Annotated in this window: 10 protein-coding genes and 1 pseudogene; 7 read left to right on the top strand and 4 right to left on the bottom strand. The window is 63.3% G+C overall.

Annotation, left to right across the window (positions count from 1 at the left end; translation table 11 throughout):
* The first annotated feature begins 13 nt into the window (after window positions 1–13).
* The 6 genes from JYG34_RS13270 to JYG34_RS13245 all read left to right on the top strand — a co-directional run bounded on the left by JYG34_RS13270 (window position 14) and on the right by JYG34_RS13245 (window position 8,326).
* Window positions 14–2,464 carry a TonB-dependent receptor plug domain-containing protein gene (locus tag JYG34_RS13270; protein WP_213656872.1) on the top strand — a complete coding sequence of 817 codons (2,451 nt, stop codon included), beginning with the start codon at window positions 14–16 and terminating at the stop codon, window positions 2,462–2,464.
* Between the two features lie 248 nt (window positions 2,465–2,712).
* Window positions 2,713–3,612 carry an aliphatic sulfonate ABC transporter substrate-binding protein gene (locus JYG34_RS13265; RefSeq protein WP_213656871.1) on the top strand — a complete coding sequence of 300 codons (900 nt, stop codon included), beginning with the start codon at window positions 2,713–2,715 and terminating at the stop codon, window positions 3,610–3,612.
* 241 nt (window positions 3,613–3,853) lie between these two features.
* Window positions 3,854–4,630: a 2OG-Fe(II) oxygenase gene (locus JYG34_RS13260; RefSeq protein WP_213656870.1), complete on the top strand. Its 777-nt coding sequence runs from the start codon at window positions 3,854–3,856 to the stop codon at window positions 4,628–4,630.
* Between the two features lie 5 nt (window positions 4,631–4,635).
* Entirely contained in the window at window positions 4,636–5,385 is a 750-nt protein-coding gene (locus JYG34_RS13255) for a tRNA-dependent cyclodipeptide synthase (RefSeq protein WP_213656869.1), read from the top strand.
* 72 nt (window positions 5,386–5,457) lie between these two features.
* Window positions 5,458–7,002 (top strand): DHA2 family efflux MFS transporter permease subunit, encoded by a 1,545-nt coding sequence (locus JYG34_RS13250; RefSeq protein WP_249746162.1) that lies wholly within the window; start codon window positions 5,458–5,460, stop codon window positions 7,000–7,002.
* Complete coding sequence (locus JYG34_RS13245) at window positions 6,989–8,326, top strand: LLM class flavin-dependent oxidoreductase (RefSeq protein WP_213656868.1); 1,338 nt, start codon at window positions 6,989–6,991, stop codon at window positions 8,324–8,326. The genes JYG34_RS13250 and JYG34_RS13245 overlap by 14 nt, the downstream gene beginning before the upstream one ends.
* Before the next feature lie 79 nt (window positions 8,327–8,405).
* On the opposite strand, the gene JYG34_RS13240 is transcribed toward JYG34_RS13245, so the two are convergent.
* The 4 genes and pseudogenes from JYG34_RS13240 to JYG34_RS26660 all read right to left on the bottom strand — a co-directional run.
* Window positions 8,406–9,389 (bottom strand): fatty acid desaturase family protein, encoded by a 984-nt coding sequence (locus tag JYG34_RS13240; protein ID WP_213656867.1) that lies wholly within the window; start codon window positions 9,387–9,389, stop codon window positions 8,406–8,408.
* Between the two features lie 63 nt (window positions 9,390–9,452).
* The gene (locus tag JYG34_RS13235; RefSeq protein ID WP_213656866.1) at window positions 9,453–10,511 is read right to left on the bottom strand and encodes a GNAT family N-acetyltransferase; all 1,059 of its coding nucleotides are present in this window, start codon (window positions 10,509–10,511) and stop codon (window positions 9,453–9,455) included.
* Between the two features lie 411 nt (window positions 10,512–10,922).
* Window positions 10,923–11,627 (bottom strand): methyl-accepting chemotaxis protein, encoded by a 705-nt coding sequence (locus tag JYG34_RS26665; protein WP_434011719.1) that lies wholly within the window; start codon window positions 11,625–11,627, stop codon window positions 10,923–10,925.
* A 153-nt stretch (window positions 11,628–11,780) separates the two neighbouring features.
* Window positions 11,781–11,924: pseudogene (locus JYG34_RS26660) on the bottom strand (HAMP domain-containing protein); the annotation flags it as partial.
* 826 nt (window positions 11,925–12,750) lie between these two features.
* Here JYG34_RS26660 and JYG34_RS13225 point away from each other — a divergent pair.
* Window positions 12,751–13,437, top strand: a complete 687-nt coding sequence (locus JYG34_RS13225) for a hypothetical protein (RefSeq protein WP_213661086.1) — start codon at window positions 12,751–12,753, stop codon at window positions 13,435–13,437.
* Window positions 13,438–13,595 lie beyond the last annotated feature (158 nt).

Raw genomic sequence — 13,595 nt, 5'->3', positions numbered from 1 at the left:
ACAGGAGTCCCCCATGCCAAAGAACTTCGTGCTTTCGCCCCTGAGCGCCGCCCTGGCGCTGGCCCTGTCCAGCGAAGCCCTCGCCGCCACCGACCCGGCGCTGTCCACCGTGCTGGTGACCGGTGTGCGCGGCAGCCAGGAGCGTACCGTCACCGACAGCCCGGTGCCGGTGGACGTCATCTCCGGCGAGCAGTTGCGCACCAGCGGCCAGAATGGCCTGAAGGACATGCTCACGCGCCTGCTGCCCTCGTTCAACGCGCCGACCATCAACGGTGGTGGTACCGCATTCCTGGTGCGCGGCATCAGCATGCGCGGGTTGGGCGGTGACCAAGTGCTGATCCTGGTCAACGGCAAGCGCCGGCACAACACGGCGATGATCAACAACAACGCCCGGGTGGGCACCGCAGCAGTACCGGTGGACCTGGACCTGATCCCCACGGCGGCGATCGAACGCATCGAGGTGCTGCGCGACGGTGCCGCCGCCCAGTACGGCTCCGACGCCATCGCCGGGGTGATCAACATCATTCTCAAGCAGGACGCCGAGGGCATCAGTTCCGACAGCTCGGTGGGCCAGTACTACAGCGGCGACGGCACCAGCGGCCACGAAGCCGCCAATGCCGGTTTCGCCTTGGGCGAGGGTGGTTTTCTCAATCTATCCTTCGACGCCAAGCTGCAGGAGCCCTACGACCGCGCTGGCGCTGTGCGCGGCAACTTCACCACCCTGGCCAACGGCCAGCCGGACCCGCGCCTGACCGAACGCCATGGTTGGGGCGAGGAGTACGGCCTGGGCCGCGACCGTACCTACAGCGGCGCCTACAACCTGGAGCTGCCACTGGGCGACGAGCTGAAACTCTATTCGTTCTCCACCCTCAGCTACCGCGATGGCAAGAAGGTGCTCGGCCATCGCGCCCCCACCGACATCACCGCCACCAACTGGCTGCCCAATCCGCCGTACCCCAAGGGCGGCCAGGCCACCCGCGAAGTGGAGGAGACCGACTACCAGTTCCTCGCCGGCCTCAAGGGCTTGGCGGCCAACTGGGACTGGGACCTGTCCACCACCTACGGCCGCGACAAGGCCAAGCTGTACACCGACAACAACCTCAACCTGTCCAACGACCCGCTGCTGAGCCAGCGACGCTTCCACCTGACCGACGAGATCTTCGACCAGTGGACCACCAACCTGGACTTCAGCCGCGCCCTGGACATTGGCTGGAGCGCACCATTGGAGACTTCGTTTGGGGTCGAATATCGCTGGGAGAAGTACGAACTCACCGAAGGCGAACCCAATTCCTATAACTACGGCGACTACGTGATCCCCAGTGGCCCCCTGGCCGGCAGGCGCCCGGACCCGGGGCTGTTCTCGGTCAACGGCACCACGCCCGAGGATGCCGGGCAGATGATCCGCCACAGTGGCGCGGCGTATGTGGATTTCGGCCTGAACATCACGCCGCAGTGGTACAGCGCCTTCGCCCTGCGCTACGAGCGCTACAACCAGGACGTCGGCGAAACCCTCAGCGGCAAGTTCACCACCCGCTACGAATTCGCCCCGGGCTATGCAGTACGGGCGGCGGTGAGCAATGGCTTCCGTGCCCCATCGCTGGCGCAGAACGTGTTCTCCTCGACCAGTTCGGTGACGATCTTCGGTGCCGGCGGCGCCACCAGCACCGCGCGCACCAAGCAGATGCGCCCCGGCTCGCCCGAGGCCATCGCGCTCGGCGCCAAGACCCTGGAGCCGGAAACCTCGCGCAACTACAGCCTGGGCTTCACCGCCGAGCCCACCGAGCGCCTGCGCCTGACCGCCGACTTCTACCTGATCGACATCGACGACCGCATATTGCAAACCGGCGTGCTCACCGGCCCCGCGGTGTCGAACATCCTGGTGGCCAACGGGTTGTCGCCGAGCCTGTCCGGACAATACTTCGCCAACGCTGCCGATACCCGCACCAAAGGCGTCGACCTGGTGGCCGAGTACCGCCAGCCGCTGGCCGAATACGGCACCGTACGCTGGAGCCTGGCCTACAACCACAACAAGACCACCATCCGCGACCTCGCCGACACCCCGGCCAGCCTGTCCGGCCTGGGGGCCGGCTATGTGCTGTTCGACCGCCAGCAGCAGATCGACCTGACCAAGGCTACGCCCAAGGACAAGTGGATCGTCAACAGCAACTACAAGGTCGACGACTGGACGGTGAACCTCACCTTGACCCGCTACGGCGAGTACACCGAAGGCTCGAACATCCCGGCCAACGACCGCACCTACAGCGCCAAATGGATCACCGACCTCGACGTGGCCTACGACCTGACGCAGAACATCACCGTGGCGGTCGGCGCCAACAACCTGTTCGACAAGTACCCGGACAAGATCGGCATCGTGCCGTGGGCGGGCACCTATGAGTACGGGATGTTTTCGCCCTATGGCTTGGGTGGCGGTTACTACTATGGCCGCGTGAGCGTGGCGTTCTGATGGGCATGCAGGTAGAGGTGGCTACTGCTTTTTACCGCAGGTCTGGCAAGCCCCCTGTGGGAGCGGGTTTGCCCGCGAACACCGGCATCCACCGCGGTGTGCAATTCGCGGGTAAACCCGCTCCTACAGGGACCGCGCGGCCTCACCGCAACCTCGTAGCTGGCGAACACCGGCACAGCCGGGCCAACTGCCACAAGAAGACAGTTGCGTCCACTGGGGCATGGCTCGGTGGTGTGCTGTTGTGCCTGATGCTGGGTTTGGCACACGCAGAAGAAACACTGCGTGTATCCAGCCAGAAGAACTCGCTGCAAGTGCTATTGCAGGCAGCCGGCGAGCTCGACAACGTGCCATACCCGCTCGAGTTCGCCTCGTTCGGCGCCGCCGCGCCCACCGCCGAGGCCTTGGCGGCCGGCGCGGTGGATATCGGCACCCTGGGCACCGCGCCATTCGTGTTCGCCACTGCGGCCGGCGCCGAACTCAAGGCCATCGGCGTGGTGCGCCTGCAGGTCACGCCCACGGCGGTGGCGATCATCGTCCCGCAGGGTTCGCCGCTGATCGATGCCAATGCGCTGGTCGGTAGCCGGATCACCACCACGCGCGGGTCCATCGGGCATTACCTGGCCCTGGCGGCACTACGTGCTACGGGGCACAGCGGCCGTGACACCACCTTCGTCTTCCTGCAGCCCGGCGAGTCACGCACCTTGCTGGCCAACGGCGGCGCCGATGCCTGGGCGACCTGGGACCCGTACACCAGCATGGCGCAGATGGAGGGCGGTACGCGGGTGTTGGTCAGCGGCGAGGGGCTGTTCGCCGGCAACATGTTGCTGGTGGCCAATACCGAGGCGATCCGCGACAAGCCCAGGCAATTGCGCGACTTCCTGCAAAGGCTCGGGCGTGCCTGGGCCTGGGCCAACGCCAATGTCGAGCAGTTCTCGGCCATCCAGGCTCGCCAGAGCGGTTTGCCGCTGGAAGTCCACCTGCGTTCCAACCGCTATTCCCGACCGCGCAGGGTGGACGTGGACGACGGATTGGTCCAGGACCTGGCCGATACCGCTCGGCTGTACCAGGACGAAGGCGTCATCAGCCCAGGATTCAGCGCCGAGCAACGGGTGGACAGGCAGTTCAACGAAATGAACGGCGGGCAGTGAAAGTGATGCCCTGCACTCAGTGAAGTTGTAACTTTTATAATCTTCATGCACCAATTTAATAGTCCGAAAAGTTGGCTGGTAATATTTTGAAAAATGTTTTTATGTTAGAGAAAAATGATATTTCACAAGTGCTTGAGCCTTGTTGAATATGGCCTGGCGACGGTTGGAAGTCGCCGATACTTCGGCAGGGATGCCATTGGAAAGTTCGATAAAACATCAACGGACAGGCGAGGGAGTGTTCATGCTGACCATCACCACGGTCGAGGATCTGACCGCTGCTCAATTACAAGATGTCATTGCTGCCCGCACCCTGGGCATCCAGATCAAAGGCTTCGCTTCGGCCGACACCGTGGCCCTGGCGCTGGAGCGCCTGAGCCACCACGAACTGCGTGGCGCCTTCAGTGAGCAGACCGAGTTCGTGCGCCTGGGCAAGGCCTACATCGAAATCAAGGACGCGGCCAGTCGCGCCGAGTACCACGGCCAGGCCATCGCCAACATCCGCAAGATCCGCGGCGCCTTCGGCCCGCTGGCATCGCCCATCGACCAGTTGCGCCTGCTGCTCGACGAGGTCTGGCCCAAGGGTGCGCGGCTGCTGGATGTGAACGGCGAGAAGTGCTTCGTCGGCATCGCCCGCTTCCAGGGCAACAATGTCGACCTCACGCCCCACACCGACGACCTGGCGCGCAACGCCCCCCAGGACCATCAACCGCGCTTGCTGACCCAGCTGTCCACCAACATCTACCTGCAGATCCCGGACGACGGCGGCGAGCTGGAAATCTGGAACCTGCACCCCGACGAAGCGGAGTACGACCGCCTGCGCGGCGAGCGTGCCTACGGCATCGAGCGCCACCTGTTGCCGCCGCCGGACCTGGTGGTCAAGCCAGAGCCCGGCGACCTGATCTTCCTCAACCCGCGGCTGATCCACGCGGTGCGCCCCTCGGCCACCAGCACCCGGGTCACCCTCGGCGTATTCATCGGTTATTTCGGCGACGACCAGCCTTTGGCCTACTGGAGCTAAGCGACATGAGCAATGTGGAAGCGATCAACCTCAAAGCCTATTTCAACAAGGGTGGCGAAGAACTGGACTTCACCGGCAAACGCTGCGTGCTGGCCGTCAGCGTCGGCCAGGAGTACCACGAGGAGCAGAAGCTCAGCTCCACCGTGCACCTGATCAACAAGTCCGGTTTCAGCCAGGTGAAAGTCGTGGTGGCCGACACCCTGCAGCGCCACAACAAACATGGCAAGTCACCGGGCGAGGCACTGTCGGCGGCGATCCGCGACGGTGATGCCTGGCTGGCGCGCAACCGCAAGTACCTGGCCGGGCTGGAGGCGCCGGTGAGCATCAGCCGTTGGAACCAGGAGCTGGCTTCGGACCGTTACGCCGACCTGCGCCAACAGGTCAACCAGCTGTACCGCGAAAGCGAGGACTTGCGCGGCGCCATCGAAACCACCATTGGCGTGTTCACCGAACGGCTACGATTGCGTGACCCCGACGCCGACCTGGAGCGTGCCGCCGCGCAATGCCGCGAGTACATCCTCGAGGAAGTGCCGATCATCCTCCCGCAGTGGGCGCAGGAGGGCTACGACTACGTGATCTACCCGCAGCAGATGACCCACGCCATGGCCACGGCGCGGCGCCTGTTGATCGAACCGCACAGCCCGGACCGGGTGCACTGGCTGCCGCTGAAGTTCAAGAAACGCGGCATCCCGATTCCCTTCACCACGCCAGGCGCGGTGCATCCGGCCTGGGCCGGCAGCGCCATCGCCATCTGAGCACAACTTTCGACATCGGCCCCACGCCACACGGACGACGGCCTTCACTTGTTTTGACGGACAGGAGTTTCCATGGGCGTTTTTGCGCAACAGCAACGCAAATGGTGGGCCTTGCTTGGTGTAAGCATCGCCAGCTTTCTCGGGTGCGTGGACTTCACCATCGTCAACACCGCGCTGCCGGCCGTGCAGGCCGAGCTCGGTGCGTCGGTGGGCAGCCTGCAGTGGGTGATCAACGGTTTCATCCTGGCGCTGTCCAGCACCATGGTGCTGGTGGGGCGCCTGGCTGACCTGCACGGCCGCAGGCGGGTGCTGAACATCGGCTTGCTGGTGTTCGGCCTGGCGTCACTGGCGGCGGGGCTGGCGTCGAGCATCGATGCGCTGGTCGCGGCGCGGGTGGCACAAGGGCTGGCCTGCGCGGTGCTCTACACCGCTTCGGGGGCTATCGTCGCGGCGACCTTCGCCAGCGAGGAGCAGGGCAAGGCGTTCGGCGTGCTGTTCGGGGTGAACGGTATCGGGCTGGCAGTGGGGCCGGTGCTGGGCGGGGTGATCACCAGTGCGCTGGGTTGGCAATGGATCTTCCTGGTGAACGTACCCTTCGTCCTGCTGAGCCTGGCGATCATCGCACTGGCGGCGGACGAGTCGCGGGCCGAGCAGGACGGGGCGCGGCTCGACTGGTTTGGCGCGGTGCTGCTTTTGGTGGGGTTGCCGAGCCTGGTACTGGTGATCGTCCAGGGCGCGACCTGGGGCTGGGTCTCGACAAACACCCTGGTGCTGCTCGGCCTGGCGCTTGTGGCGCTGTGCGCATTCGGGGTGGTCGAGTTGCGGGTGAGGGCGCCGATCGTGGACTTGCGCCTGTTCGCCAACCGGCGTTTCGTCGCGGCGGTGACGGCCAGCTTCGGTCTTGCGCTGTTCTATTGCGTGGCGTTCTTCGTGATGCCACTGTACCTGGCGTTGATCCGCGGTGAAAGCGTGCAGGCCAGCGGGCTGCTGCTATTGCCGACGACGCTGGGGGTGGCGGTGCTTTCGCCTGTGGTCGGCCGCCTGGTGGACCGCAAGGGGCCGGCGTTGCTGGTCCAGGCGGGATTGCTGTTGTTCGTGCTTTCCGCGGCGCTGCAGGCGGCGTTCGGCGAACACACGTCCCTGGTGTATCTGCTCGGCGCCTTCGCCGTGATGGGGTTGGGCTGGGCCTGCATACTCGGCCCCTCGACGGTGCTGGGGATTTCCTCCGTGCCGCAGCAGGTGAGCTCGGTGGCCATGGGCTCGCTGATGACCTTGCACAATGTCGGCGGTGGGCTGGGGCTGGCGGTGGGCGTCGGGCTGTATCGCGAAATCGCGACCCGAGCACTGTCCAGCGCCAGTGGTGTGCCTGCGCAGACCGACTGGCTGGCGCTTGCGGCTGCGGCGCCGGAGCAGGGCGCGGTACTGCTGGCCGAGCACCTGGGGCAGGGGGGTGATGTGCTGCGAGGCTGGGTACAGGCTGCATTCCTCCAGGGTTACCAGGCTGTGATGGTGTTCCTCGCCGGCGGGCTGCTGCTGGCCTGGGCAGGGGTGACCCTGTTGCTGCGCGCACGCGTTGCCGCTGCCGCCAATCAGGAGCCCAGCCATGGCGAGGCGTGATGGCCGCTTACGCCTGGGCGCCTTCCTCTCCGGCGCCGGCGCCCATGCCGGTAGCTGGCGGCACCCGCGGGCCGACGCCGATGCCTCGCTCAACTTCGAGCGCTATCGACAGTATGCGCAAACCCTGGAACGAGGGCGCTTCGACGCCCTGTTCCTCAACGACAACGTGGCGGTCGGCGAGCTGGATCCGCGTGTGCTTCGCAGCAGTGGCTACAGCCTGCGCTGGGACCCGCTGACCCTGCTGCCGGCACTGGCGGTGACGACCCGTCATATCGGCCTGATCGCCACCGCCAACACCAGCTTCAACGAGCCCTACAACATTGCCCGCACGTTCGCTTCGCTGGATCACCTGTCCAATGGCCGTGCCGGCTGGAACCTGGTGACGGCGCTGATCGGCGGTGAGAACTTCAACTACGCCACGCACCTGCCCCATGCCGAACGCTATGCCCGCGCCGAGGAGTTCTTCGAGGTGGTGACCGGGCTCTGGGACAGTTGGGCGGACGATGCCTTCCCGCTGGACAAGGCCTCGGGCACCTTCCTCGATCCCACGCGCATGCGTGTGCTCGACCACCAGGGCGAGTACTTTCGCGTACGCGGCCCGCTGAATGCACCTCGGCCTCTGCAAGGCTGGCCGGTGATTGCCCAGGCGGGCTCTTCGGAGGCTGGCCGGGCGCTGGCGGCGCGCAGTGCCGAACTGGTGTTCACCGCCCAGCAGACATTGGCAGAGGGCAGGGCCTTCTACGAGGACATCCACCAGCGCCTGGCCCTGGCCGGTCGACCCACGCAAGCGCTCAAGGTGTTTCCCGGCCTCGCACCGGTGGTGGGGCTCACAGTCAGCGAGGCGCAGGAGAAGGCCGAGCAACTGCAGGCGTTGGTGGACCCGGAAGCGGCGCTCAAGGCGCTGTCGTTCCTGCTGGATATCGGTATCGACCTGGCGCGACTGCCGCCCGATGCCCCAGTCGTGTTGCCAGATCCGGTGCCATTGACGGAGCGTCACAAGAGCCGCCAGCAACTGGTGGTGGACTTGATCCGCCGGGAAAGCCCCACAGCGGGGCAGTTGCTGCGCAAGCTCGGCGCGGGTGGGCATCGTTTGCTGGTGGGGACGCCCAGGCAGATCGTCGAGGAGATGGCATGCTGGTTCGAAGAGGGCGCCGCGGATGGGTTCAACCTGCTCTTCACCCATCTGCCGGGCGGCCTGGATGATTTTGTCGAGTGGGTGATTCCCGAGTTGCAACGCCTGGGGTTGTTCAGGCGCGAGTACGAGGGGCGAACGCTGCGCGAGAACCTGGAGCTTTCCTACGTGGCCAACCGTTTTTTCCCGTAAAAGCCACCGCATCGCGGATTAATCCGCTCCTACACGCGCTGCAACCCGTGTAGGAGCGGCTTCAGCCGCGATGCGCCGATCAGGCGCGATGATCGAAAAAATGCCCCATCAGTTTCAGCAGCGGCCTGCGACGATTCTTCCTGGAAAAGTCCCACTCATTGAGCTGCGACGCCGCCGGGCTGCCGTCCTGCTCGTGCAGCATCCGGTGTGCCTCGGGCAGCCGGTACCAAGGTACCGAGGGGAAGGCATGGTGCACGATATGCAGGTTGAAGTTGAGGATCACGAAGCGCGACCACACCGGCACACTCTTGCAATCGTGCGACACGCGATCCTGTTCCCAGAATTGCAGGCGCTCGCCATCTTTGGCCAGCAGCGGCGCCTCGGCATGGTGGGGCAGGTTGACCAATTCCACGATCAGGGCCAGGAACAGCCAGATGATCAGGTAAAACAATGCCAAGTCCGCCAGGTGACCAAAGGCCCAGGCAATAGCCGCCACCACCCCGTAACCCACCAGGTACAGGCGGGCGAAACGAATCTCCTTGAGGATGCGCGGCGAGTCGTCGCCCTGGGCCCGGGCAATGAACGGCGCACGCCAGTTCAGCAGGAAATGGTTGACGGCGATCATTGGCAGCCAGTGCTTCCACATGAACTCCAGGGTGCGCTCCTGTTTCTTGGTCATGACCGCGAACCGCTCGATCATCCCGCGGTTCTCCGGGTCGTTGAGCGGGTGCGCGGTCCAGGTGTGGTGGGCCATGTGGAAGCGCCGACGGACCAAGAACGGCAGGGCGATCAACCAGCCGTTGAAATGGCCGATGATGTCGTTGAGCCGACGATTGTCCGAGGTCGCGCCATGCAGTGCTTCGTGCAGGATCAGGTACAACTGCACAGTGGCCAGGCCCGCGACCAGCAGGCCCAGTACCTGCAACGCGGTGGATTCACTCAGCCAGAAGTTCCACGCCAGCACCAGCAACAACAGGTCGGCGACCCACAGCATCACGGTCCAGGGCTCTTTCGCGCCGTCGGGGATCTGCTTGCGTACGACTAGCCATTGGTCTTTCGTCATTGTCTGAATACTCCAGTCTTCATCCGTTGCGGGATGGGAATGCACGGTAGGTAAGGGGCACTTTCATTGCAGGGCGATGCCGCAGAGGCTGTCGGCCAACTTCGCGTAGGCCTGGTCGAAGAACGCCACCTCATCATCGAAGCCATGGCTGCGAGGGGCGTCGGCGAACACTTCGAAGACCAGCAGGATGCAGTCGTAGCGAACACCACCCTCCAGGTGCCAGGCCGGCAGGTAGGCAGTGATCGCAAAGCCCAGGCCCACCAGGCCGACGAGCAGTTCCAGCTTGTCGGCGAGGATATGCACGCTGAAGTACTGCACCTGGGGATGGCGCTGGAGGAGGGCGGCGAGTGCTTGCAGCGCAACTTGCTGCGTCGGGTTGTCGCCGACAAGACCGGACACCATCAGAGCGTTGGCGTCCGGGTCATGGTTGAAGCGCAACGGGCCATGGACTTCGGCACCGGGTGGGCCGCTCACGCAGGTGGCCGGATAGCAACCGGGCTGTGGGGTGAGCCGCAGTGCGTCATACAGCTTGGCGATGATCGGGCCGCCTGCACCGGTGTGCGCATACCCAGGCGTGACATGCATGAAACCTTCCTGCGCCGGAGGGAGCAGGGCGGTCAGGTGGTATTCCCTGATGCCGTCGACCTTGTCCGGCCCACCGTCATGCCCCACCAGCACGCCCGGTTTGATCTTCTTCATCAAGGCATGGCTGGCGATATTGCGCGTGACATAGAACCCCAGCTCCATGGCGTGCGGCCGATGGCGCTCGAGCCCCAGTCTGACCAGGTTGGAAATCGCACCGGTTCTGCGCGCGGCCGGGTGGACGACGCCATGGGACATTTCCCAGGACTGGTTCCACGGCCGTCGGGCGACGCAACAGCAACCGACAAGAAAGCTGTCGAGTTCGGCGACGAACCATTGCTGCTGCCCGGAGTCCATGGAGCTGCGGATATAGGCCGGGCTTTGGCAGGGGTGGGTAGTTTGCCCGTAGACCATCTGGAACAACTGGGCCAGTCGCGGAATATCGTTGATATGGCCTGGGCGGTAATCAAAAGCGTCAGTACGTGTCTCGATATCCGCGGGAGTGGACACGGACTTATGCAGCACGTTTGTCGAGGTCATGGCACACCTGAATATATTTATTGGCGACAGGCGAGCGCTGTGATTACCCAAGGCAAATCACAGGCACGAGCAAGGGCAGTCAACGCTGTCGAGACACCTCAGGCAGCAAGGGCTGCAGCTAAGTGACGGTCAATAAATTCGAGATGGGCTCGGTGTCGCAGATATGCATCATCCATGTGCAAAAACATCATGTCGTTCCTGACAGTAGTGTGAGTATTGAAGTGGCAAACCGGACTCCTTCCAGTTGCCGAGGAGGGAATATAGAGCGTTGGGGCATACTGTCAAATATATTCGTTGGCTAGAACTCGAATACGTGTCGATGACGTGCGCTGGATATCTGACTGAGTTATTTATTCCGCTGTCCAATATGTCTTGTCTATAAGGGTAGGGTGCCCGCAGGCACCCGCTCCGTCATACGCGAAAGCGCGAAACGCTGGCTTGCATGCCCTGTGCGATGTCACCCAGGCGCTGTGCGGTAGAAGCCAGTTGCCGTGTGGTTTCGGTGCTCTCCCTGGACATCCGCGCGATTCGTTCGACCTGATGGGCGACTTCCTGGCTGGCCAGGGTCTGTTCGCCAATTGTGTGGGAGATTTCCTCCACCACCGAGGCGGCCTGGCGCGCGCCTTCGCGAATCTGCTGGATGGAGGCGCCGGCCTGGGTGGCCAGCTCCACGCCGGCGCGCACCCGGGTGACGCCGGTCTGCATGCTTTGCACCGCGTTGCCCGTGCTCTGGCGAATGCGCTCGATCATGTCGGCAATCTCGCGTGTCGATTGCGCCGTGCGCGCGGCCAGGCCGCGCACTTCGTCGGCGACCACGGCAAAGCCGCGGCCGGCGTCGCCCGCACGCGCCGCCTCGATGGCCGCGTTGAGCGCCAACAGGTTGGTCTGCTCGGCGATGGTGTTGATCACCTGGACGATGGAATAGATTTCCTCGGAGCTTTGCCCCAGCACCGTGATGGTCTCGGAAGAGCGGTGCACCGCTTCATCGATGCCCTGCATGCCGCCGACGACATTGAGGATGACTTCACCGCCATCGCTGGCCAGGCGCTCCGACTGGCCGGAGATCGACTGCGCATCGCGAGCATGCTCGGCGATCTGCGACAGGTTGGCGATCATCTGCTCGGTGGCCGAGGCCATGCTCACCGCGCTCTCCGACTGCTGGCTGGTGCGTTCGACCAGGCCGCTCGAAGCCTGGCCCAGCTCTTCGGCGACATCGTGCAGTTGCTGGTTTTCTTCGTGGATCGCCTTGATCATGGCGCTCAGGCTGTCGCGCATGTCAGCCAGGGAGCGCAACAGGTGGCCGGTTTCGTCGCGCTCGTGCACCTGTATCTCGGTGGTGAGGTCGCCCTGGGCGATCCGTTCGGCCACGGCCACGGTCTGGCGCAGGGGGCGCAGCACCGAACGCAGCAGCATGAATGTGCACAGCACCAGGACCAACGTCGCCAGGACCATGCCGCCTATCAGCACGGCAATACCCTGATGCAGGGTCGCCTTGCTTTGCGCGCGGCTCTTGTCGGCGTTGCTCGCAATCAGGTCGCTCAGCGTGCTGTTGCGTTCCTCCAGCTCCTTGAACGCCTCCATGAAGGCGGGCAACTGAGCTTGTGCCTGTTCAGGAGACTTCAGTGCCAGCTGGATGATCGATGTGGCGCTGGCGATGTAGTTGTCGAGCAGTGGGCCGAGTTCGCTGATGGCATCGTGCAGATCCGCGTCCAGCGGCAGCTTGAGGTTGCTCTGGATCACGCTCCTGAACCATTTGGCATGCTCGTCGAGGTCGGCCAGCACCTGGTTGGCGGTATCGACGTCGCCAGGCTTGACCAGCAAGGCGGCCAGCACGTCGGCGCGCAGGGCATCGTGCATCATGTCGCCCTCCATGTGGTTGCGCAGGGCGGACATGCTGTCCTCGTTGCGCGTCAGCGCCTGGTTCTGGTCATGCTCGGCAAGCAGGCCGCTGCCGCCGAGCAGCAGGGCAGCGAGGATGCTGACCAGACCGAAACCGATGGTTTTCTGCCGAATATCCATATCGAACGGCTCCATGAGGTAGGTTTGGTGAGCATAGATTGCTGGGTGTTTTTCGCCGCATGACAAGCCGGTATCGTGTTGCGGTGGGTGGACGACCAAGGGGAGCTCAAGGCGAGGGCAGGGCACGGGCAGACCAAGGCAGGTGTTTGATTTGAATTACAGTTTTGTTTCAGATCGCCGACTTGATAGGTGATGCCTAGACCCAGGGTTACGTGACTGAATGAAACTGTTTAAATCGCCTCGTGCGTTGATTCACTACTCTCATGCAGAAATCGACGTTTTCGACCGCCCGCAAGGGCAATTCAAAGTTCAGACTCAAGGTCGGTTGTACACCTTGAATTTCGACAAGTCCTTCATGTCGAAACTGGGTGTCACCAAAGCCATCAAGCCTCGCAGTGCGCTGCTGTTTACCGATGCAGCGCTTGAAAAATTCACGCCACATCCGATCTTGGGCCTGCACTTTTTCAAGCGCCTGTTCGGTCAGCACTGGAGCCGTGAATTCGGCGACGTGGTCTGGGATAGGCGCGATACTGTTTGCGAAGGCAATGTACTACGGATAAAGGACGTACGGATCATCCCCATCGAAGGGGGCGTGCGGCGGTGGTGGCAGCGTATCAAAGTGGCTACAGTCGTCACCGTGGACCTTGCGCTGCTTGGCTTTGTCCTCGCGGTGCTGGCGTTAACCTATTTTCAAGCTGCACTTGGAACCGAGCACTGGTTGGTGGTGCTGGCAGAGCGATTCGAGCAGGCTGGCAAATGGTTTGTAGCGAAAGCCCCCCTTATCGTGGGCTGCCTGACGGTGTGGGGCATAGCAGCGTTTTTCAATGTAAAACGCACGATGTCGAGCCAGTCTTTCGAAGAAGACTTTCGCGCGCTGGGGTTCGAACCGGGTTCACCGCAACGTTGAGAGGCCCGGCTGGGTTGCCGTTGGAGCGAACAGCAGGAGAGGCGGCATAAACGATAACTCAACTAAATGAATATTTAGTTGAGTTATCAACTGGGATTATCGATACGTCAAGAAGGGTGTGAGCACGCTTTGCTGGTGCCTGGCCTATTTACTATGAA

The sequence above is a fragment of the Pseudomonas entomophila genome (genome assembly GCF_018417595.1).
GTDB lineage: Bacteria > Pseudomonadota > Gammaproteobacteria > Pseudomonadales > Pseudomonadaceae > Aquipseudomonas > Aquipseudomonas entomophila_C.
The sequence above is the reverse complement of the archived record's forward strand: the minus strand, read 5'-3'. Positions and strand labels throughout refer to the sequence as shown.